The sequence below is a fragment of the Streptosporangium sp. NBC_01810 genome (genome assembly GCF_035917355.1).
GTDB lineage: Bacteria > Actinomycetota > Actinomycetes > Streptosporangiales > Streptosporangiaceae > Streptosporangium.
This window is the reverse complement of sequence record NZ_CP109070.1, coordinates 6,128,397-6,149,941: the sequence shown is the minus strand read 5'-3', so window position 1 is coordinate 6,149,941 and position 21,545 is coordinate 6,128,397. Positions and strand designations below refer to the sequence as shown.

At 69.8% G+C, this 21,545-nt stretch carries 16 protein-coding genes; 10 read left to right on the top strand and 6 right to left on the bottom strand.

What is annotated here, in order from left to right; genetic code table 11:
* Positions 1-48: 48 nt before the first annotated feature.
* Positions 49-1,059 (top strand): dihydrodipicolinate synthase family protein, encoded by a 1,011-nt coding sequence (locus OIE13_RS27305; RefSeq protein WP_326635235.1) that lies wholly within the window; start codon positions 49-51, stop codon positions 1,057-1,059.
* Positions 1,060-1,145: 86 nt separating this feature from the next.
* On the opposite strand, the gene OIE13_RS27300 is transcribed toward OIE13_RS27305, so the two are convergent.
* The 3 genes from OIE13_RS27300 to OIE13_RS27290 form a co-directional block, all read right to left on the bottom strand.
* Positions 1,146-1,997, bottom strand: coding sequence for a DUF7065 domain-containing protein (locus tag OIE13_RS27300; protein ID WP_326828896.1), 852 nt, complete (start codon positions 1,995-1,997; stop codon positions 1,146-1,148).
* Between the two features lie 132 nt (positions 1,998-2,129).
* A complete protein-coding gene (locus OIE13_RS27295) occupies positions 2,130-3,359 on the bottom strand; it encodes a CaiB/BaiF CoA transferase family protein (RefSeq protein ID WP_326635239.1) in 1,230 nt (409 codons plus the stop codon).
* 46 nt (positions 3,360-3,405) lie between these two features.
* Positions 3,406-6,498, bottom strand: coding sequence for an AAA family ATPase (locus tag OIE13_RS27290; protein WP_326635240.1), 3,093 nt, complete (start codon positions 6,496-6,498; stop codon positions 3,406-3,408).
* 187 nt (positions 6,499-6,685) lie between these two features.
* Between OIE13_RS27290 and OIE13_RS27285 the strand changes: the two genes are divergently transcribed.
* The 4 genes from OIE13_RS27285 (at position 6,686) to OIE13_RS27270 (ending at position 10,952) form a co-directional block, all read left to right on the top strand.
* Positions 6,686-7,672 carry an ornithine cyclodeaminase family protein gene (locus OIE13_RS27285; RefSeq protein WP_326635242.1) on the top strand — a complete coding sequence of 329 codons (987 nt, stop codon included), beginning with the start codon at positions 6,686-6,688 and terminating at the stop codon, positions 7,670-7,672.
* Between the two features lie 12 nt (positions 7,673-7,684).
* Positions 7,685-8,509: an SDR family NAD(P)-dependent oxidoreductase gene (locus OIE13_RS27280; RefSeq protein WP_326635243.1), complete on the top strand. Its 825-nt coding sequence runs from the start codon at positions 7,685-7,687 to the stop codon at positions 8,507-8,509.
* 71 nt (positions 8,510-8,580) lie between these two features.
* Entirely contained in the window at positions 8,581-9,531 is a 951-nt protein-coding gene (locus OIE13_RS27275) for a VOC family protein (RefSeq protein WP_326635244.1), read from the top strand.
* Positions 9,528-10,952: an NAD-dependent succinate-semialdehyde dehydrogenase gene (locus tag OIE13_RS27270; RefSeq protein WP_326635245.1), complete on the top strand. Its 1,425-nt coding sequence runs from the start codon at positions 9,528-9,530 to the stop codon at positions 10,950-10,952. Before OIE13_RS27275 ends, OIE13_RS27270 begins: the two co-directional genes overlap by 4 nt.
* 156 nt (positions 10,953-11,108) lie before the next feature.
* Here the strand turns inward: OIE13_RS27270 and OIE13_RS27265 are convergent, their stop codons facing one another.
* On the bottom strand, positions 11,109-12,086 hold the full coding sequence (locus tag OIE13_RS27265; protein ID WP_326635247.1) for an alpha/beta fold hydrolase: 978 nt from the start codon (positions 12,084-12,086) through the stop codon (positions 11,109-11,111).
* Between the two features lie 135 nt (positions 12,087-12,221).
* Complete coding sequence (locus OIE13_RS27260; RefSeq protein WP_326635249.1) at positions 12,222-13,454, bottom strand: amidohydrolase family protein; 1,233 nt, start codon at positions 13,452-13,454, stop codon at positions 12,222-12,224.
* 188 nt (positions 13,455-13,642) lie between these two features.
* Here OIE13_RS27260 and OIE13_RS27255 point away from each other — a divergent pair, with 188 nt between their 5' ends.
* Genes OIE13_RS27255 through OIE13_RS27235 form a run of 5 tightly spaced genes read left to right on the top strand, consistent with a single transcriptional unit; the run spans position 13,643 to position 19,815 of the window.
* On the top strand, positions 13,643-15,736 hold the full coding sequence (locus tag OIE13_RS27255; RefSeq protein WP_326635251.1) for an acetate--CoA ligase family protein: 2,094 nt from the start codon (positions 13,643-13,645) through the stop codon (positions 15,734-15,736).
* Entirely contained in the window at positions 15,733-17,115 is a 1,383-nt protein-coding gene (locus OIE13_RS27250; protein WP_326635253.1) for an FAD-dependent oxidoreductase, read from the top strand. Before OIE13_RS27255 ends, OIE13_RS27250 begins: the two co-directional genes overlap by 4 nt.
* Positions 17,112-18,278: a thiolase C-terminal domain-containing protein gene (locus OIE13_RS27245; protein WP_326635255.1), complete on the top strand. Its 1,167-nt coding sequence runs from the start codon at positions 17,112-17,114 to the stop codon at positions 18,276-18,278. The genes OIE13_RS27250 and OIE13_RS27245 overlap by 4 nt, the downstream gene beginning before the upstream one ends.
* Positions 18,278-18,676, top strand: a complete 399-nt coding sequence (locus tag OIE13_RS27240; protein WP_326635257.1) for a Zn-ribbon domain-containing OB-fold protein — start codon at positions 18,278-18,280, stop codon at positions 18,674-18,676. The genes OIE13_RS27245 and OIE13_RS27240 overlap by 1 nt, the downstream gene beginning before the upstream one ends.
* Positions 18,673-19,815 carry an epoxide hydrolase family protein gene (locus OIE13_RS27235; protein ID WP_326635259.1) on the top strand — a complete coding sequence of 381 codons (1,143 nt, stop codon included), beginning with the start codon at positions 18,673-18,675 and terminating at the stop codon, positions 19,813-19,815. The genes OIE13_RS27240 and OIE13_RS27235 overlap by 4 nt, the downstream gene beginning before the upstream one ends.
* Before the next feature lie 455 nt (positions 19,816-20,270).
* On the opposite strand, the gene OIE13_RS27230 is transcribed toward OIE13_RS27235, so the two are convergent.
* Positions 20,271-21,515 (bottom strand): CaiB/BaiF CoA transferase family protein, encoded by a 1,245-nt coding sequence (locus tag OIE13_RS27230; protein WP_326635261.1) that lies wholly within the window; start codon positions 21,513-21,515, stop codon positions 20,271-20,273.
* Between the last annotated feature and the right edge of the window lie 30 nt (positions 21,516-21,545).

Sequence of the window (21,545 nt, the reverse complement as noted above, 5' to 3'; positions counted from 1 at the left end):
CCGCCGGGGTACCGCCGCGCCGACGCGCGGGGGAAAGGACGGTGGGCGATGGCCCGTTTCGGACGCCTGGAGGCTCGCGAATGGGCCCGCGCCGAGATGCGGGGGGTGTGCAATGTGATCATCCCCTCCTTCACCAGCGACCTGCGGGGACTGAACGAGGCGGCGATCCGGCACGACGTCCGCCGGGAGATCGAGCTCGGCTTCAAGGGCGCACTGGTCGTGGCCGAGACCGCGACGACCCCGGACGAGTACGTGCAGATGGTCGAATGGGCCGCCGACGAGGCGGGCGACGACCTGGTGCTGCTTTTCCAGGCGAGCTTCAACACACTCGCGGAGAACATCGAGATGGCGAAGCGGTGCCAGGAGGCCGGCACCGACATGGTTCTGCTGTCCTACCCGCCCAGCTTCTACCCGGCCTCGCTGCGCGAGATCTACGACTACACCGAGGCCTTCTGCGCGGAGACCGACATGGCGGTGCTGCTGTTCCCGGTGCCGCTGTGGGGTTTCGAGCGCCTGCACCCGGCGTCCATCCCGATCGAGATGCTCACCGAGATGGTCGACAACATTCCGAACGTGGCCGCCATCAAGGCCGAGGGCGGCATGCCCGCCATCGCCGGGTTCACCGAGGCATGGAACGCCCTCGGCGACCGGGTGGTCGTCACGATGCCGTTGGAGCAGCAGGCCATCCCGCTGGCCACCATCCTGCCATTGCAGCTCATCGCGACCTCGAACACCGAGTGCCTCGGCGGCGCGGTGCCGCGGATGTTGTCACTGTGCCAGCAGGGCCGTCACGCCGAGGCGATGGAGCTGTACTGGAAGGTCGACCCGGCCCGGCGGGCGAACGAGCGGATCGGGGTCGCGGGCACGAACAGCGTGCACCGCATGGCCTGGAAGTACCAGGCGTGGCTGACCGGCTTCAACGGCGGCCCCCTGCGGATGCCCACCCAGCGGCTCGTGGCGGCGCAGATGAACGGCTACCGCGCCGGCGCCGCCGCCGCCGGGATCCTGGACGCGCCGGAGGCGGACGCGGAATTCTTCATCGGTCGCAATCCCGCCTGATGTGAACACGCGACGGACCCGGACAGATCCAGGAGATCTTTCCGGGGCCGCCGCACGCTCGATGGGGCACATTCGGTGAAGATGGCTCAACCGCGATGGTCATGCACTTCGAGGATGCCGCCGCCGCGGCGGCGGCCGAGATCGAAGGTGGCGAAGCCGGGCCCGTCGCCGGTGCTCACGGCCACCACGCCCGGGATCCGGAAGTCCCGCCGGTCCGCGGTCGCGATCAGCAGGTCACATCCGCGCGGCGTCCCCCCGTCGTCGGTCTCGGTGCGGAATCGGACCTTCTCCACGCCGTGGAACTCCCCGCCCTCGAACAGGTAGCCCAGCGGGGCGCGGCCGGTGGGAGTCCGGTATTCGACGATCGAGAAGAACAGGTCCTCGCCGAACACGCCGCGCACTGACTGCACCGGATGCGTGTCTGTGGCCGGCACGCCCCAGATGTGCCGGTAGAAAGCGTACGTCGACAGTTCCAGTGCCCGGCCGCCGGCCTGGACCGTCCCGGTGACCCTCCCGAACGACTCGTAGTACTCGCCGCCGGGGTCGGCGCGTTGCCCGCTCATCGAGAACCGGAAAGGTTCGGTGAAGGCGGTGTACTGGACTTCGGAACCTGGGCGCCCGGCCGCCACGACATACGAGCGCAATGGCATGACCGTGCGCACCAGCAGGTCTCCGAACCGCAGGGTGCCCACGTGGCCGCCCCCCGGCGTGTCGCCGGGCCGGACGATGGTCTGAACGTCCTTGGCCACCTCGGCCCCGATGGCCGTCCACGTACGGACCTCCGCGGTTCTCCGTGCCCAGTCCGTCCGGAGGCGGTACGCGCCCGCGGCGCCGGACTCGGGGTCGTACCAATCCAGTGACCAGCTCTCCTGCCAGGCAGGACCTTTGCCCGCCGGCGGGATGTGTGGGCCGTCGTCGACGGCGGTCAAGCCCGGCACGGTGCCCCCTTTCTCTCGTGCTCCGCCTCGTCTCGGGATTTCCGGTCGAGGGTGCCTCTCGGTGACCGATCGGCGCACGTAGTCGTAATGACGCCGGTAACGACGTCGGCGAAATCGCGGAACCAGAAACGGTCAGCCCGGAAGCGGCGCGGCGCCACACGCGCCGCCGGCCCGCAGTTCAGCCAGTTCGGTGCCGGTGAAGCCCAGTGCGGCGACAACCTCCTCGGTGTGCGCACCGACCGCGGGGGCCGGGTACCCGGGGGCCGACGGGGCGCCGGCGAAGGTACAGGGTGAATCGACCGTGGCGTAGTGCCCTCCCGCGTACCGGACCTGCCGGACCGCGCCGCTGCCGAGGACGACCGGGTCGCGCACGGCATCGGCCAGATCCTGTACCGGGGCCACGGTAAGGCCGGCCGCGGAAAGACGCCGGCACCATTCGTCGCGCGGGCGCTGGCGGAAGATCTCGTCGAGCGTCTCGACCAGGGCGGCGCCGGACTCGGCGAGCAACCTGGGATCGCCTCCACGAAAGCGCGGGTCGTCGTCGAGCCAGCGCGCGTCCAGCGCCGTCAGCAGAACATCCCAGTCCCGTTCCGGGAGCATCGACTGCAGCCAGAGCCAGCGGCCGTCGCGGCATCGGAAGCAGTTGACGGTGGGGATCGGCGCGGTGAGGCGGTCGATGCTGCGCGGCACACCCGGGTCACGCAGCGCGTCCGCGACATCAGAGGCCATCAGCCACATCGCGGTGCGGAGCAGGGAAACCGAGACGTGGTCACCATGCCCGGTGCGCTGCCGCGCGAACAGGGCGGCGCAGACCGCCCCGGCGAGCGCCGAGCCGGTGGCCCGGTCGCCCATGCCGCCGGCGGGTTGGGGTGGCGTACCCGCGCTGTCACGGAACAGAGCGGCCATGCCGGAATACGACCAGAACGCGCCGTGGTCGTAGCTGCGCCGATCTTGGGCGTCGCCCTGCCCGTAGCCGGTGACCTGTGCGTAGATCAGTCGCGGGTCCGCGGCGCGAAGCGTCGCGCTGTCCAGGCCCAACCGTGTCAGCGCGACCGGACGCATGTTGGTGACGAAGACGTCCGCGGTCCCGATCAGCCGTCGCGCCACGGTTTGGCCTGCCAGGGTGGTCAGGTCGAGCGCGACACTGCGGCGTGTCCGGTTGTGCACGTCGAATCGCGGATTGACCCCGGCGGCGCCATTAGTGCCGGGGAGCGAACCTGGCCCTCGTGCCGGGTCACCGTGCGGCGGCTCAAGCTTGATCACCTCGGCGCCCCAGTCGGCGAGAATGGTCGCGCAGGACGGTGCGGAGGCGAAGCGGCCGGCCTCGATCACCCGGATGCCGGACAGTGGTCCTTGATTCACCCCAGCATCGTGGCTCTCCGGACATTACCGGCGTCATTATCGCGAGTCAGGTTCCGTTGGTTCTAACGGCGCGCGCACCGGGTTGGGGTCGGATCTCGCGTCGGGGTGCGGCGGGTTTGGCCTCGAGCAGCCGGCGGGCGTCGCCGGGTCCAAGGCCGAGCTCCTGCAACGCGGCCACCGCCCGGCGATAGGCGGCCAGGACGGAGCTCTCGCTGCCGATCGTATGCTCGATCTGGACGAGCAGCCGGTATCCCGGGTCGCTGTACCGGTTGAGCGCCAGCAGCTGTTCGCACTCCTCGCGGGCCTGCTCGGGTTGGCCGAGCTCGACCAGCAGCCGGGCCAGTTCCAGGCGCGCCTCCTCTTGAACGACGTCGAGGTGATGGCGTCGCTCCTCGGCCCAGCTCAGGTTGCTGCCACCCAAATAGGGGCCCTGGACGATCTCAAGGGCGGCGCGAAGCCGGAGAACTCGCCCGTCGCCGCTCGCCCAGCTGGCGGTCCGCAGAAGGTCCTCGAACCGCACGTCCGCAGCGTCGACGACGGTGTCGGTCGGCAGGCCCACCAGGTTCCCGTTGCGCCGGTCCAGCGACAGCCCCGTGATCCGCCGGAACTGGAACGAGATCTGGCGGAAGTGGTTGCCGCCGTTGCGCAGAGGGACGTCCGGGAACAGGACGCTCTGCAATCGGGTGCGGTCGATCCCATTGGGATGCAGAACCAGCAGCGCCATCAGCTCGATGATCTTCATGCGGCCGATCTTCTGGGGCACGCCGTTGATCCAGATGTCGCGTTCCGGTCCGAACGGTTGCAGCCCCAGCCGGACGTTGCCCACCGCGGTGGGCAGGCGGAGCGGCCGGGCCGACGGGGCGATGACGAGCCTCCGCCAGCGCATGCCGATCGGGTCGCGGGCGTCCTCCCGCTTGGCGATGTCCGGGAATGCCCGAAGGGCAGGCAGTAAGGTGGTGAAGCTGCCCATCAGGGCCGCCGTGTGGTAGGCGAGGTCGGCGGCCTCGTGCGCGGCGTCAAGGTCGCCGCAGCGTGCTTCGGCTTCGGACAGGCATGCGGCCGCGAACGGCAGGTAGAGCCGCCGATGTGCCTTGTTCATCGACCGCACGCACTCGTTCAGCAACGGTCGCGCGGTTTCGGCACGGTCGTCGACGAGCAGCGCGAGCCCGAGGTATGTCTGACCCCACTCCAGCAGCGCCGTCTGACCCGTGGTCGCGGTGCGCTCGATGCCGTCCTGGAGCGCGGCGACCGCATCCTCCCGCCGGCCGAGTTGGAGCAGGATGTAGCCGGACAACAGCTCGTAGGCGGGGAACAGGAAGAAGGTGGTCTTGCGGCTGTCGGTGAGCGCGACCCTGATCGCCGACAGCGCGAGCTCCCGCTCACCCTCACTCAGCAGCAGCAGGGCCTCGATGAAGTGTGACTGCGGGCGTTCCCGGATCTCTTCCGGGACGCGGTTCCACAGACCCTGCGCCTCTTCGACCTTGCCGGCGAAGATCGACGCCAGAATCACATTGGGGTTGACCACGGGAGCTTTGGGATCGGCCGGGATGAGCGCGCGGAGTTCGGCGACCCTGCCCTGCAGCAGCAGACCCCAACTCATGATCCGCTCCACGTCGCCCCAGTCGGATCCGAGCGGCGGCATGGCGGGAGTGAGGTCGGTGCACACCGAAAGCATGAAACGCATGACGTCGGCCCGGTAGTCGCCCTGATAGCGGTCGAGCAGCCGGCGGGCTTCAGCGGGGTCGGACTGTAGCGCCCACGCCGCGGTGGCCAGCAGGGCGTGGTCGGCCTCCATCGCCGCCCGCAGCAGGCCGTTGCGGTCGAGGTTGCGGATCAGCTCGATCGTCTCCTGAAAGCAGCGCTGGCCGAACAGCGACCGGATCAGCGCGGCGAGCAGCTGGGGGCTGCTGTGCAGCCGCTCGCGACCGAGCCGGTTCGCCCAGCGCAGGAAGGTGTCCCAGTCGGAGCGATCGCACAGGGCCGCCGCGGCCATCTCGGCGGTCGTCTGTGCCTGACCGAGCTCGTCGATGGACAGGTACAGCTCGGTCGCCTCTTCGGCGTGCCGGTGGGCGAGCAGGAAGCGGGCGTACCGTCGCACCAGCTCGACTCGCCGCTGCGGGTCGCGGGCGAGCAGCTGGCGGTGCAGGAACGAGCGGAACAACGAGTGATAGACGACCGTGGTCTCGGTCATCGTGGTGGCCGGCAGGTGCAGCGTGCGGAGCGTGTCCCAGAGCGCATGCGCGTCGTCGCCGCACAGCGCCGCCGCCGTCTGCCGGGTGAGTACGTCGGGCACCGAGCTGTCCAGCAGGAACTGCTGTTCGGCGGGTGTCAGCTCGGACAGCACGTCGTTCATGATCACCGACGGCAGGTCGTGCGACAGGCGCTGCTCGTGGAGGCCGTAGCGGTAGCTGAACGCCGCGCCCGCGGTCCAGCCGCCGGTCGCCTCGTGGACACGTGCCCGTTGTTCCGGCGGCCCTCCGAGCAGCTCGCCCAGGTGCTCGTTCTCCTTGGACGTCAGCCGAAGCTGAGTGTCGGTCACCAGCCGGATCCGGCCGTCGAGCATCCGATGCCGAAGCGGGCCGGTGAGATCGGTCCGGCTGAGCAACAGGATCCGCAGGGGTTCGGGGCAGTACTCCAGAAAGGTTCCCAGCGCCGACTGCGCGTCCTCGGAGTACTCGAGGTGTTCGCATTCGTCGATGACCAGCAGCACGGGCTCCGGCGGCACCGAACCGGCGATGAGCGACGCCGCCTCTTCCAGTGTCGTTTCCAGATGGAAGGCCGTGTGGCGCCCGCTTTCCTGCCCGGAACCGCGCGGCGTCATCAGCGCCTCTTCGAGCCCGGACAGCAGTCGGCGTGGCGAGCTGTGCGAGCTGTCCAGGGTGATCCAGGAGATCGGCAGGGGGGTCAGCGCGCCGTACAGCTGTGCCTGAACGGTCTTGCCCGATCCCGGTGCCGCCGACACGAGCAGCACGTTGCATTCAGCGAACAGCTCGTCGAACAGATGGTCGAGTCGGGCGCGCCGCAGCACCTCACGGGGCATCCCGGGCTGGCGCAGGCGGTGGGGGAGCAGCCCGGGTTGCTTGGCCGCCACAGTGCCCGGTCCCTGAGGTCTGCCGTCGGAGGCGTCGTCGCTGGTCACCAGGGCCCTACTCCTCTCTGAGCGAGTTGTGGTGCCCATTTGCACCCGACTGTCCGAATCTTAGTCATTTGCGCAAGTAATGCAAGGATCCGACACCGCTGGCCGGGCGACCGTCGTTAACGGAGCGGATAACGAGCGGGTCCGAGCCTTGGTATGTCCTTCCAGTCCACCCGCGCAAGGGGAATTTGTGACCTTGATCCTGAGCGACAAGGATGTCCGCGGCCTCGCGGACATGCCCACCCTTGTCGATGCGCTCGAACACGGCCTCCGGGAGGAGGCGACCGGGCCTGGCGCGATCTTGCCGGAGCGCATGAACCTCGCGCTGGGCTTGACGTTGTTCCGTGTGATGCCGGCGATCCTTCCGGCCTCCGGGGTGCTCGGCCTGAAGTTCTTCTACGGCACCCTGTCCGAGGGGGTCCGGTATTCGGTCATGGTCTCGGCGATCGATGGCGGCGAGGTGCTCGCGGTGGTCGACGCCGCCTACCTCACGGCTCTGCGGACCGGCGCGACCAGCGGCGTCGCGACCCGGTATCTGGCCAGCCCGGACGCGCGTACGGTCGGGCTGATCGGATCGGGCATGGAAGCCGAGACGAATTTGGCGGCGGTCTGCGCGGTTCGCCCGATCGAGACGGTGCGGGTCTACAGCAGGAACCCGGCGCGGCGGTCCGATTTCGCCCGGCGGATGTCGGCGAGGTTCGGAATCGCGATCGAGCCGGTCGATACGCCGGAGCAGGCGGTCGCCGGAACCGATGTGGTGGTGGTGGCCACCAACACCGGCCGCGGCGGGGATGTCGCCTTCCGCGGTGAATGGCTCACGGCCGGGCAACATGTCGTGTCGATCGGATCGACGGCGACGTTCCTGCGGGAGATCGACGAGAACACCTTCCTGCGCCCGGAAGTGGTGGTTTTCGATGCCGCGCCGGCACAGGTCGGGGCCGAGTCGGGGGACGTCGTGGCCTTGATCGCCGAGCACCCGGGCTGGGAACCGCACGGCATTCTCGACGACGTGCTGGCCGGACGCCTCGCGCGTACCGATCCGGGACAGATCACCCTGTTCAAGTCCGTGGGCACGGCGGCGCAGGACCTGATCGGCGCGCTTGCCCTGTACCGGAGCGCCAGCGCTCGCGGCGTCGGACTCGTTGTGCCTGAACTGGCCGAACCCAAGGCGTTCTGAGGAGTTTCCAGCATGATCATCGAAGGAGTACTCAGCGGCCGGACGGCGTTGATGGTGGGCACCAGCCCCAACATCGGCGCCGGCATCGCCATCGAGCTCGCCCGGGCCGGCGCCCGCGTGGGCTGCGTGGACCGCGATCCGCACCTGGCCGCGCTGACGGCCAAGGACATCGCCGAGGGGGGCGGTGCCGCCCATGCCGTCGGCTGCGATGCCACCGATCCGGCGGCGGTGACCCGTGCCGTCGACGAGGTGACCGAGTCCCTCGGCCCGATCGACCTGCTCGTCAACGGTGCCGTCGTCTATGCGGTCAAGGGGCTGCTCGAGATGGAGTTCACCCAGTGGCGGCGGCAACTGGCGGTCATGCTCGACAGCGCGTTCCTGTTCTCCTCACTCATCGCGAAGAGGCTGGTCGCCGACGGCCGCAGCGGCGCGATCGTGAACCTCATCTCGACTGCGGGACACCAGGGCGAGCCGGGGAACATCGGCTACGCGACGGCCAAGGGCGGCCTGCTCAACATGACGCGATCGGCCGCGACCGAACTCGCGCCGCACGGAATCCGGGTCAACAGCCTCACCCCGACCGCGACCGACCCGGCCGAGGCCATGGCTCGTGCGCAGCGGTGGGGCGTGCCGGGTCCGGACGAGGCGACCCGTGCGGCGCTGGCGCTGGCCGAGAGGCAACTGCCGCTGGGGGCACTGCCGTCGCCGTCGGACTACGGCCGCGCAGCGGTGTTCCTGTGCTCGGACGCCGCTCGCATGATCACCGGTATTGATCTGCCGGTCGACGCCGGTTCGCTCGCGCGGTACTGGCGGGCCAAGCCGGTCGAAGGCCCGTGAGCGTGCGGTAACGAGGCCGGTAACCGGTCGGCCGCCATTCTGCTTCAACAAATGAGGAGGAAGTTCGGCACATGAGTCTGATTCAGGAGATGGGCTACGCGGCCTACGGCGTCCGCGATCTCGACCATGCGGTCGAGTTCTTCCGCAACGTCTGCCAGTTGGAGGTAACCGAGCGGGGCGACGGCGTGGTGTTCCTCAGCGGCGACAAGCGCCACCACTGGGTGCGCCTGGAGCAGCGCGCGGAACCCGGTCTGATCCGGCTGGGCTACCGGGCCGTGGACGCCGCCGCGATCGACGAGGTGGCGCGCAGGCTGGACCGGCTCGGGGTGGCGTACCAGCGGGTCGAGGACTTCGTACACAACCGGGTCACCGGGGCGCTGCGTTTCACCGCGCCGGACGGTTTCGAATACGAGGTCTACGAGCAGATGCTGAGCCTGCCGGCGTCGCCCGCCCCGGCGCGCGGCATCGCGTGCCTGCTGCACGCGGTGATCTTCGTGACTGACGTCGCGAAGGCGCGGCAGTTCTACACCGACGCGCTCGGCATGCTGGTCTCCGACCGCATCGAGGAGGTCATCACCTTCCTGCGATGCGGAAACCAGTACCACCACTCGCTCGCACTCGCCCGGGGCGAGGCCGGCAAGCTGGACCACATCGCGATGCTCGTCGACGAGATGGATGACGTGCTGGCGTTCCGCGCCCACGGCGTGGTCACCGACACCCTCGCCGGTGACGTGGTCAAGCATGTGGCGTCCAACTCCGTCTCGGTTTACCTGCGCGACGTGGTCGAGGGCATCGGCGTCGAGTACTGCAACGGCCACGATGCGATCGCCGACGAGAGTTACCCGGGCCGGTTGATCAAGGCTGGGCCGACCACGGTGAACGCATGGGCGGCCGGTTTCCCCGTGCGGCCACCGATGGATTCGCTGGACAAGCAGGCTGCCGTGGGAACAGGGCGGGGTGGCGGCACCGCGGCCGGGGCGGCCGCGAGCGGGGCCCCCGAACCATCGGCGGCGGACGCGTGAGCACCGAGACGCTGAGCCTGATCGGTGAGCGCTCCACCGGAGCGGATCCGATCCCGGTGTACGACCCGTCAACCGGTGACTTCGTGGCGTCGGTGCCGGACGCGACCGAGGACGACGCGCTGCGTGCGGTGGACGCGGCCTCGGCGGCCTTCGCGGCGTGGCGTACGTGGGCGCCGCGGCGGCGGGCCGAGGTGCTGCGGCGCTGCTACGACCTCATGTCCGAACGCGCCGAAGCGATCGCTGTGCTGATCTCCACCGAGAACGGCAAGCCACTGGCGGACTCCCGGGGTGAAGTGGGCTACGCGGCGGAGTTCTTCCGCTGGTATTCCGAAGAGGCCGTCCGGGCCACCGGTACGCTGGGCCGCTCTCCCTCAGGCGCCAACCACATCCTCACCCAGCAGGAGCCGATCGGTGTGGCGGTGCTCGTCACGCCGTGGAACTTCCCGGCCGCGATGGCCACCCGCAAGATCGCCCCCGCGCTCGCGGCGGGCTGCACCATGGTGCTCAAACCCGCAACCGAGACCCCGCTGACAGCCTTCGCGATCGCCGAGATCTGCCGCGAAGCCGGGGTGCCCGACGGCGTGGTCACGGTGCTCACCACCCGGCGCTCGGGGCCCGCTGTGGCCGCGATGCTGCACGATCCTCGGGTGCGCGCGCTGTCCTTCACCGGCTCGACGGAGGTGGGCAGGCGGCTGCTCCACGAGTCGGCCGACCAGGTGCTGAAATGCTCGATGGAACTGGGCGGCAACGCGCCGTTCCTGGTGTTCGCCGATGCCGACCTCGATGCCGCTGTCGACGGCCTGATGATCGCGAAGATGCGCAACGGCGGGCAGGCCTGCACCGCCGCGAACCGGATCTACGTGGAACAGCCGGTGCTGACCGAGTTCGCCGAACGGCTCGCGGCCCGGATGGGTGCGCTGCGGGTCGGTCCCGGCACGGCCGAGGACACCGAGTGCGGCCCGCTGATCAACGCGGCAGCCGTCGCGAGGGTGTCCGATCTGGTCGACCAGGCCATCAGTGCCGGCGCTCGGGTGCTGACCGGAGCGGTCGCACCCGACGGCCCCGGGTCGTTCTACCTGCCCACCGTGCTGACCGACGTGGCACCGACCTCGGCCCTGGCCTCGGAGGAGATCTTCGGGCCGGTGGTCGGTTTCCAGGCATTCACCTCCGAGGACGCGGCCGTCGAGGCGGCCAACTCCACCGAGTTCGGCCTGTCGGCCTACGTCTACACCGGGGACCTGAGCCGGGGACTGCGCGTCGCGGGGCGCCTGGAGAGCGGCATGGTCGCGATCAACCGCGGCCTCGTATCCGACCCGGCGGCTCCGTTCGGGGGAGTCAAGCAGAGTGGTCTCGGCCGTGAGGGCGCGCACGACGGGCTGCTCGAGTTCACCGAGACCAAGTACATCGCGGTCGACTGGTGAGCCGGCCGCGTTCACCCCGGCGTCCAGGAGGGGTGAACGCGGCCGGCCCGTGGGCCGTGGCCTCGTCGGCCTCGTCGGCCTCGACCACTCGGTCTTACCGATCCCGGCCGCTGCCGGAGCTGCTCGGCGCGGCCGAGGATGTCCTCACCTGACCCCTCAGCCCACTATCGCGTCCCCGGACATGGCCACGGCGGCGGGGATCCAGGCGGCGATCCGGTCCCACAGCGTGGCGCGGTCGTCGGCCAGGTTGTGGCAGTGCCCGGACCTTGTCACGACGTAAAGGGTCACGTCGCGGGAGGCGGGGTAGTTGCCCGGCTCGGCGTGCGGGTCGGGTGAGTTGTCGCGCACCGCGCCGAACCCCAGGAACACCGGCACCTTGATCTCCGGGACGTACTTCGCGGCGAAGCCGGGCGTGATGGCCTCCGACACGGCTCGGACCGACACCCGCGATTCGGCGGCGTCGTCAGCCGCGACGACCTCCTCGGGCACGCCGGGTGCGTGGAAGATCGGGTGCAGGCCGCTCCGCGGTACGACGCACGAGGTCGCGTCCGGCGCGGTGCCGTTGACCTGCCGGAAGATCGCCTCGCTTCGGGCGACGCGCTCGGCCAGGTCGTCCGCGCTGTTGTCCTTGTCGTAGGCGCTGACGAACTGCACGCCGTAGCCCAGCAGAACCACCGCGTCGAACGGCCGGGCCTCGGCCTGTACGACCGCGGTCAGGCAGGCACCCAACGAATGCCCCACGCCGACGAGCGGCAGCTCCTGCGCGGGCAGGCCCGATGCCAGCGTGCCGTCGCGCAGCCGCTCGCCGAGCTGCGCCGCGACCGCGGCGTCTCCGCGGGCGAGCAGCCGCACTCCCCGCTCGCCCGAGTGCCGTGGGTCGCTGCTGCCGCCGACCCCGAGATGGTCGAGGGCGACGACAAGGTAGCCGTTCGCGGCCAGGTGCTCGGCGAAGCTGTAGCCGGGATGCCCGGGCACCTCCAGGTGCCAGTAGCGCTTGTCATAGGTGCCGCCGGCCAGGCACAGCAAGGCCGCTTTCGGTGCTCCGGCCGGAGTGAACAGCCAGGCGGTCTGGGTCAGCCGCTCTCCCGTCCCCACCGCGTCGGTCACGTCGAAAACCAGTCCCTGCGGTCCCATGTCTCTCCTTCGCGCATTCCACGAACAGGCCTTCGGACTCGGCGATGCACGTGTGCGAAGCATGCGGCATCGCCGAAGTCCAGGGGTTCTCGCCAAACCAGCCCTTGGAACAGGTGGTCTAGGCCAATCGCTGCCTCAGCGGTCGCGGTCCTTGTCCAGGTGCAGCATCTTGATCGCGTTGCCCCGGCAGACCTTGTAGATCTCCTCCTCGCTGAGCTCCGCGAACATCTCCTTGGCCAGCACCGCGGTGTGCGGCCAGGTGGAGTCGGTGTGCGGGTAGTCGACCTCGAAGGTGGCGTTGTCCACGCCCACATCGTGCAGGTTCTTGACGCCGTAGAAATCGCGGAAGAAGCAGCCGTAGACCTGGCGGTAGTAGTAGTAGGACGGCGGCTCGGGCATCGCTTCGGCGAGCACGCCGTTCCACCCTCGGTGCTCCTGCCACACGGTGTCGGCCCGTTCGAGCTGGTAGGGCATCCAGCCGATCTGGCTTTCCGAGTAGCCCAGCTGCAGCGACGGCCACCGCGCGAGGATTCCGGAGAACAGGTACTCCGTCAGCGAGGCGATCGCGTTGCTGGCGGCCAGGCTGATACCGACCGCCGGCGGCGCGTCGGGCGAGACGGTCTCCATCTTCGAAGAGGAGCCGATGTGCATGCAGATCGTCGTGTCGGTCTCGGCGCAGGCCTCGAAGAACGGGTTCCAGAATCCGGAGTGGATGCTCGGGAAACCGAGGACCCACGGATTCTCGCTGAACGTCACGGCGTGGAAGCCGCGTTCGGCGTTGCGTCGCACTTCGGTGGCCGCGAGGTCGGCGTCCCAGAGCGGCACGACACCGAGCGGGATGAGCCGGTCCGGGTTGGTGGCGCACCACTCCTCGTGCATCCAGTCGTTGTAGGCCTTGATGCAGGCGAGACCCAGTTCACGATCCTTGGTCTCGCTGAACTCCTGCCCGCAGAACCGGATCATCTGCGGGAAGCACAACGACGCCTCGACGTGGTTGAGGTCCATGTCCTCCAGCCGCGCCACCGGATCGAAGCAGCCCCTGCGCATCTCGTCGAAGCTGATCGGGTTGAGGTCCATCTCCTCGCGGGCCAGACCCACGGAGGCGATGTTGCGGCGGATCGGCTTGACGACCTCATCGAAGACCCAGACGTCGGTCTCCGGGCCGTTTTCGTCCTTTTCTGTGACGAAGGACCCGGCATTCCACCGGGTCTTGCCGACCGAGCGGCGCTCGTAGTGCGGTGCCCGGTCCATGAACTTCTGCGGCAGCCGATCCGTCCAGACGTTCGGCGGTTCGACGACGTGGTCGTCGACGCTGATGAACCAGGGCAGCTCACCGCCGGTCGGCGAGGTGGCTTTGCTTTCGGTCATGCCAGATCCCTTCTGACGCGTGTCGGAGCCCAGGCCTGTATCCCGGTTTTCGTGTGGGGCCGAGTCTGCGCCGCGGCCTATTACCGCCGTCATTACGAGGGCGATGGGTAACGCCCGCGGTAATCGGACCGGGCGCACGCTGCTTCGCGATGGCCGCAGGTAAGGGCTTGCGGGGAAGGAGCGCCCGGATGACCGAGGTACAGCCTGTGGAGATCGAGCGTTTTTATCGACCGCGGTCGATCGCGGTCGTCGGCGCACACGACACACGAGCGGGTCTGGCCGGGCTGACGGAGAAGGCGATCACGCACGCCAAAGCCGTCGGGGCGGCGTTTCACCCGGTGAATCCGAAGCGAGAATCCGTGTTCGGGATTCCCTGCGTCGCGAGCCTGACCGATCTCCAAGGGCCCATCGATGTGGTGGTCGTCCAGGTCGGCGACCCGGTCGGCGTGATCGACGCGGCGGCCGACGCCGGGCTGAAGGTCGGGTTCTATCTGGTCTTCTCCAACGGGTTCTCCGAACTCGGCACCCCCGAGGGGGTCGCCCGGGAGCGCAGCCTGCTCGAGGCTGTGCGCCGGGCCGGAGCCCGGCTGGTCGGTCCGAACACCAACGTCAACGCCTGGGACCCGCTCGCCGACCTGCCCGGCCGCCGGCTCGCGGTGGTGTCGCAGAGCGGCGTGCAAGGGCGGCCGTTGACGCAGGCCCAGGAACTGGGGGTCGCACTGAGCTACTGGGCGCCGACGGGCAACGAGGCCGACCTGGAAGCGGCGGACTTCGCCGAGTTCTTCGTGCGCGACCCGGAGACCGCGGCCGTCTGCGGCTACATCGAGGGTTTCAATTCCGGCGAGAAGCTGCGCTCGGCCGCCATCGCCGCGATCGAGAACGACACCCCGATCGTGCTGGTGAAGGTCGGCCGCAGCAGCCTCGGCAGCTCGATGGCGCAGTCCCACACGGGCCACCTCGCCGGCGCCGACGAAGTCTACGACGCGTTCTTCGAGCAGTTCGGCATGGTCCGGGTGCCCGACGTCGACCAGCTCGTCGAGGTCGGGGTGGCGCTGGCCCGATGTCCGATACCGACCGCCGAAGGCGTGGTGATCTGCAGCGCCTCCGGCGGCACCGCGGCGCACGTCGCGGATCTGGCCACGCTCGGCGGCCTGTCGATGCCTTCGCTGTCCGCGCGGACGCAGGCGGATCTCGCCGAAGTCATCCCTGCGGGCTTCCGCCTCGACAACCCGGTCGACAACGGCGGCGCGGTGGTGATCGGCGATCGCGAGGCCGGGCGGCGGATCTGGGAGCTGTGCCTGCGTGACGAGCACATCGGCGTGATGCTCTGCCCGATCCCGGCGTCGGCCCCCCAGCTCACCGACGCGATGATCGAGATCGTGCTGCAGGTCGCGGCTACGGCGACCAAGCCGATCCTGCCGATCTGGAGCGGCCCATCCGTGCGGCATCCCGGTTATCAGGCATTGTGGGATGCCGGGCTGCCCGTGTTCCGCAATGTCAGCAATGCCGTCGCCGCGGCCCGTGCGCTGATCGGCCATCCGGCGCGTACGCCCCGGCTGAAGGAGATCGCCCGGCTGGCCCGGGAGCATCCCTCGCCGGCGGTGCCCAGCGGCGAGGGGTGGGTGCTGGAGGAGAGCGAGTCGACCCGCTGGCTCGAGAGCCACGGGATTCCGTTCGCCCGGCACGCCTTGGCCGGCACGGTCGAGGAGGCTGTCGAGGCGGCGGAGACCATCGGCTGTCCCGTCGTGCTCAAGGGCCGCGGCGCGGCACACAAGAGCGAGCGCGGGTTCGTCGTCACCGGGCTCGCCGACGCGGCTGCCGTGCGGGCGGCCGCCGAGCTGCTTCGCGACCGGGGAGCGGCCGGATTCCTCGTCGCCGAGCAGGTCAGCGGGGGCATCGAACTGCTGGTGGGCATCACCGCTGACCCCGTCCTGGGCCCGGTGGTGCTGGTCGGCGCGGGCGGGGTGACCGCCGAGGCTCAGCGTGACGTCGCCCGCTCGGTGTTGCCGCTGACCCGCGAACGGGCCATGGAGATGCTCGCTGGCCTGCGCATTTCACCGCTGCTCGACGGCTGGCGCGGCGCGCCCGCGGCGGACCGCGACGCGGTGGTCGACCTGCTGTTGAAGCTCGCGAGCATCGCCGAGACCGGCCAGGTGGTCGAGCTGGACGTCAACCCGATTCTCGCGCGACCAGGCGGTGTGCTCGGGCTGGATGCGCTGGTCCGACTGGCTCCCGGGGTGACGGGCCCCGTAACGGGTTCGGGCACAGGGTGGTCGGCATGACCACGGAACCGGATTTCGACGTCGCCGTCATCGGTGCCGGCGGCGCCGGACTGGCGGCGGCGGTGAGCGCCGCGGACGCCGGAGCGAGCGTGCTGATCGTCGAGGCCGCCGACACGGTGGGCGGCGCGACGACACTGGCCGGCGGGAGTTACATGGCCGCCGGTACGCCGGTGCAGGCCGCCGCAGGTTACCCCGGTGACACGGCCGACGCCTTTTTCGACCACTATCTCACCTTCAATCGCTGGGCCGTCGACCCGGCGATCGCGCGCCGTTTCTGCGACGCGGCGTTACCGACCTTCGAGTGGCTGGTCGGCCTCGGGGTGCGGTTCACGCCGGAAGGCTTGTATCGCGCGACCCGCGAGCCGGTGCCGCGCAGTCACCGGCCCGTCGGCGGAGGCCAGGCCTATGTCGATGCGCTGCACCGGGCCGTTCGCTCGCACGGGGTGGACATCGCGCTGAGACGGCGGGTGGACAGCCTCGTGCCCGGCGGCGAGGGGACCGGGTACACCATCGGCGCGGGCGGTGACGAGATGACCGCACGCTCCGTCGTGCTGGCCACCGGGGGGTTCGGGGCCAACTCGGACCTGGTGCGGCGGCATTTCCCGGACGCACAGGGCGAGGTGTGGTCTCCCGCGCCGCAGACCTGCCGGGGCGACGGCCTCGAACTGGCCACCGCCGCGGGCGCCGCGACCAGCGGTGTCAACCACGGCGACCTGCTGCTCACGGCCGGTTTCGTACGGGACATCGAGCCCTTCGTGCCACCCTGGCTGCTCATGGTCGGCAGACACGGCCGCCGGTTCGTCGACGAGAGCGCCCCCTACGCCGTGGTGACCCCGCTCGCCCTGGAGCACGGGCCCTGTTGGGTGGTCCTCGACGACCGGATGCTGCGATCGGCGAAGGCCGATCCGGCCAGCGCCTGGGGCGCGGGAACATGGACCGCCGACACCTTGCTGCCCGCGGTCGCCGACGGCCACGTGCTGCGAGCCGACACCGTCGAGGAGTTGGCGGCCGCCATCGGCACGCCGGGACCGGCGCTGGCCGCGACGATCCGCCGCTACAACGAGTCGTGCGCGGCCGGGGCGGACACTGAGTATCTCAAGAAGCCGGCCGGGCTCGTCGCCGTCGACCAAGCGCCCTACTACGCGGTCCGGCTGTGGCCGGCCGTGGTGGCGCTCACCGGGTACGGGCCGCGCATCGATCCGGACGCGCGGGTGTTGCGGGCCGTGGACGGAGACCCGGTGCCGAACCTCTACGCCGCCGGCGAGCTGACCGGCAACGTCCTCGGGCCCCAGTACCTCGGTGGGGGCAACGCGATCGGCAATGCGCTCGTGTTCGGCCGGATCGCCGGCCTGTCCGCGGCCGCGGGAGCCGACCGATGAGCAGGGCGGGAACCTGCGCCATCGCGGGAATCGCCAACACGCCGTATACGCGGGGCACCGACAAGTCCACCTTGGACCTTCATCTGGAGGCCTCGCTCGCCGCGCTGGCCGACGCCGGGCTGACCCCGGCCGACGTCGACGGCGTGCTGCCCAGCGCGAGCGCGGGCCGCACCGCCGAGGACTTCATCCTCAATCTCGGCCTGCGCGATCTGGCGTTCGCCCCGACCGCGCATATGGGCGGCGCGAGCCTGATCTCCTCCATCCAGAACGCCTGCCTGGCCATCGACGCGGGCGTCGCGTCGTGCGTCCTCGTGCCGGCGGGGCGGCGCGGCTACTCGGGAGAGCGGATTTCGGCAGGTCGTGGCGTGATGGAGCCGATCATGTCGACTCTCGTCGAGTTCGAGGCGCCCTACGGCAACGTCGGTGCCGCCCAGTGGTTCGCGCAGGCAGCCCAGCGGCATATGCACGAATACGGCACCACGAGCGAGCAACTCGGCCACGTCGCGGTGACCTGCCGTGCCCACGCGAACCTCAATCCGCAGGCCCTCATGTACGGAAAGCCGATGACGCTGGCCGACCACCAGGCCTCACGGATGATCACCACCCCGTTCCGGCTGCTGGACTGTTCGCTGGAGTCCGACGGCGCGGGAGCCCTGGTGATCACCAGCGCCGACCGGGCACGGTCGCTTGGACGTGGCGACGCGCTGATCGCCGGAGTCGGCGAGGCGCACAGCAGCGCGCCGACCTCGATCACCCAGAAGCCCGACGTCGCCGTCGTACGGAGTCTCCAGGTAGCCGCGGCACGGGCGTTCGCCATGGCCGGCATCACGGTGGCCGAGGCCGACACCGTCCTGATCCACGAGGGTTTCAGCTGGTACGTCATCGCCGCGCTGGAGGCCCTCGGTGTCGTCAAACCCGGTGAGGGCGGTCCGTTCGTCGCCGACGGCAACATCCGGCTCGGCGGGCCGCTCCCGGTGAACCCGCACGGCGGTGCCCTCTCCGAAGGACACGTGTCCGGCGTCAATCATGTGATCGAGGGCGTCCGCCAGCTCCGCCGAACCGTTGAGCCGGCCCGGCAGGTTCCCGACTGCGCCACCGTCGTGGTCGTCAACGAGGGGAACTTCTTCGACGGCACCGTTCTGGTCCTGGAGAAGGGACAGTGATGAGCAGCCGACCGATGCCGCCACCCAATCCGCTGACAGCCGGGTTCTGGGAAGCTGCCCGCCGTCACGAGCTGGTGCTCCAGCGCTGCGCGTGCGGCCGGTTCCGGCACTACCCCCAACCGTTGTGCCCGGAGTGCTACGGCGGCGACTGGAGCTGGGTACCGGTCAGCGGCAAGGGCGCCATCTACACCTACACCGTGACGCACCGGCCGTTCCATCCGGCGTGGGCCGGGCAGACGCCCTATGTGGTGGCGACCGTCGAGTTGCCCGAGGGAGTTCGAATGGTCAGTGACCTGCCACCCGAGGACACCGAGGCGGTCCGCATCGGGGCGCCCGTCGAGGTGTTCTTCGACGACCACGAAGCCGTGACACTGCCCCGGTTCCGGCTGGTCCGATGAAGCCGTTCCGGGTGCACGTCGCCGAGGACGCGTTGGCGGAGCTGGGTCGCCGCATCGCCGCCACGAGATTTCCGCCGCCCTCTCCGGGTGAGCCGTGGTCGGACGGGACATCCGAGGCGTACCTGCGTGAGCTGCTGGAGTACTGGCGGGATGGATTCGATTGGCGCGCGCAGGAGGAACGCATCAACGCCCTCCCGCAGTTCCAGGCCGAGGTCGACGGACGGGAACTGCATTTCGTGCACGCCCGCTCGGCGGAACCGGGTGCGTTCCCCCTCCTGATGACGCACGGGTGGCCCGGATCGTTCTGGGAGTTCCACCGGATCATTCCGCTGCTGACCGACCCGGCCGCACATGGCGGGGACCCACGCGACGCCTTCCACGTCGTCGCACCCTCGCTTCCCGGCTACGGCTGGTCGGCCATCCCGGACCAGCCCGGCTGTGACCCTGCCGCCATCGCTCGCGCGTTCGCCGCGTTGATGGCGAACCTGGGCTACTCCACCTATGGCGCGCAGGGAGGTGACTGGGGAGCGCGGATCTCGGCCCAACTGGGGGTGAGCGACGCCGACCACGTCGCCGGCGTGCATCTCAACTTCCCGAGCTTCATCACCCCGCCACCCGACTTCGACGGCTCCGGCCTGGACGCCGCCGACCGCGCGGCGCTGGCGGCCGCCCGAGCCTTCGGCAGGGACGCCGCCGCCTATCTCCACTTGCAGTCCACCCGCCCGCAGACGCCCGCGTTCGGGCTGTCGGACTCACCGGCCGGCCTGGCCGCCTGGATTGCCGAAAAGTACCGGGAGTGGACCGACTGCCACGGCGAGGTGGATCGCGCGGTCGGGCGCGACGACCTGCTCACCATCATCACGATCTACTGGGTGACCAACACGATCGGCCCGTCGATGCGGCTCTATCACGAGCACGGTCGCCGGCCGTGGAATCAGCGGGTGCCGGTGCCCGCGGGCTGCGCGGTGTTCCCGGCCGAGACCTCGCCGCCGGTGCGGAGCTGGGTCGAGCGGTTCCTCGACGTACGCCAGTGGACGGATATGCCACGGGGCGGGCATTTCGCGGCGCTCGAGCAACCCGATCTACTCGCTGCCGACATCCGCCGATTCTTCCGTCCGCTCCGTGCGACGTCCCGCTGAACCGCAGCGGGCCGAGCGCGACTGGCCCCCACCCACCACCACAAGGGAAGGCGGACCAAAGATGAAGGTAACCGTCGACGTCGGCCGCTGTCAGAGGCACGGCCGTTGCAACACCACCTGCCCCGATGTCTTCGCTTTCGACGAGGAGGGTTTCGTCTTGTGCTGACCTCCTCGGTCGGGGACGAGCTGGCGGCTGACTGAGGTCCGGAACGCCGGACGCAACTGCCCAGAGCGAGCCATCTCCACCGAATGAGCCCGTCGAACGTGGAGCGGCCCCGGAAAAGATCTCCTGGATCTGTCCGGGGCCGTCGCATGTTCACATCAGGCGGGATCGCGGCCGATGAGGAATTCCGCGTCCGCATCCGGCGCGTCCGGGATCCCGGACGCGCGAAGCCGGCACAGCACGGGCAGTCCCAGTAGGCGTGGTCAGCGTGAACCCGTGCATGAGACCGCGCCTAGCCGAGCGCGCCGGATTCCCTGAGCTTGGCGATATCCGGTTCAGTGAACCCCAGCAGCCGGGTCAGGACCTGCTCCGTGTCCTGGCCCACGTCCGGGTGGCGATGCAGCGGTCCCTCGCTGACGCGGGACATCTTGATCGGGTTTCCCGGCATGAGCACGGGCCGCTCGGTGCCGGTCGGGATCTCGACAAGCATATTGTGCTCGCGCACGTGCTCGTCGGCCGCCAGATCGTCCATCGTGAAGCACGGCCCGGCCGGAATGCCTGCCGCCGCCATTTCCTCGACGGCCTGAAGCCTGGTGCGCCGCCGCGCCCACTCTTCGATCGCCGGCCGGAAGATGTCCTCGATGTGAGCCGTCCAGGCCAGACGATCGGACAGGCGCGGATCGTCGAGCCACTCCGGCCGGCCGAGCAACTCCGCGAGGCCGGCCAATTGGTGCTCACGGATCACCGCCATCAGGAAGTACCCGTCGGCCGCCTCGAACGTCGTCATGATCCCGACACCATGGCCGGTGGCCATCCTGGCCGGCAGCCCCAGCGACCACAACTGCGGGTACATGTCGTTCATCGCGATCATGGCGTCGAACATCGACACGTCCACCTGCTGCCCCAGCCCCGTCACCTCCCGATGCCGGACCGCCGCGAGCAGGCCGATGACGGCGAACAGGCCCGCCGAGAGGTCACCGAGCGCTCCGGCGACCCCGGTGCGCGGGGGGTCGCCGGGCTCCCGGGCGATCTCGGGCAGCCCGGCCATGGCTTCGACCACCGGCGCATACGCAGGCCATGAACGGTACGGCGAGGGCGTGTGGTTGCCGAACCCCGACACCGACAGGTAGATCGCGCGCGGGGCGACCTTGGCGACGTCGGCGTACCCGAGCCCGAGCCGGTCCATCACGCCGGGCCGCATGTTCTCGGCGACGACGTCGACCTCCCCGGCCAGGCGCAGAAAGAGCGCGCGGCCCTCGGGATTCTTGAGGTCGAGCACGATGCTCGACTTGTTGAGGTTGCTCCGGGCGAAGGTGCCGCCGACCGTGGTGCCGCCAGGTTCGGGCACGATCGGGCGCGCCGCACGGCCACCTTCGCCGGCCGGCGGTTCCACCTTGATCACCTCGGCGCCGAGGACTGCCAGCAACTGGGTGCCGTACGGCAGTGACAGCATGTGCTCGGCGGCCAGGATCCGCAGGCCGGCCAAGGGCTTGCCCCACTCCGCCCGGTCCTCGCCGTATACGGTTTCGAGTCGCACGTCGACCCTCTCTGCTCAACAGTGAAAACG

Coding starts and splice junctions, on each gene's coding strand:
- OIE13_RS27305 (WP_326635235.1), top strand. CDS start 49: ATGGCCCGTTTCGGACGCCTGGAGGCTCGCGAATGGGCCCGCGCCGAG.
- OIE13_RS27280 (WP_326635243.1), top strand. CDS start 7,685: ATGATCATCGAAGGAGTACTCAGCGGCCGGACGGCGTTGATGGTGGGC.
- OIE13_RS27275 (WP_326635244.1), top strand. CDS start 8,581: ATGAGTCTGATTCAGGAGATGGGCTACGCGGCCTACGGCGTCCGCGAT.
- OIE13_RS27265 (WP_326635247.1), bottom strand. CDS start 12,086: ATGGGACCGCAGGGACTGGTTTTCGACGTGACCGACGCGGTGGGGACG.
- OIE13_RS27260 (WP_326635249.1), bottom strand. CDS start 13,454: ATGACCGAAAGCAAAGCCACCTCGCCGACCGGCGGTGAGCTGCCCTGG.
- OIE13_RS27255 (WP_326635251.1), top strand. CDS start 13,643: ATGACCGAGGTACAGCCTGTGGAGATCGAGCGTTTTTATCGACCGCGG.
- OIE13_RS27250 (WP_326635253.1), top strand. CDS start 15,733: ATGACCACGGAACCGGATTTCGACGTCGCCGTCATCGGTGCCGGCGGC.
- OIE13_RS27245 (WP_326635255.1), top strand. CDS start 17,112: ATGAGCAGGGCGGGAACCTGCGCCATCGCGGGAATCGCCAACACGCCG.
- OIE13_RS27240 (WP_326635257.1), top strand. CDS start 18,278: ATGAGCAGCCGACCGATGCCGCCACCCAATCCGCTGACAGCCGGGTTC.
- OIE13_RS27235 (WP_326635259.1), top strand. CDS start 18,673: ATGAAGCCGTTCCGGGTGCACGTCGCCGAGGACGCGTTGGCGGAGCTG.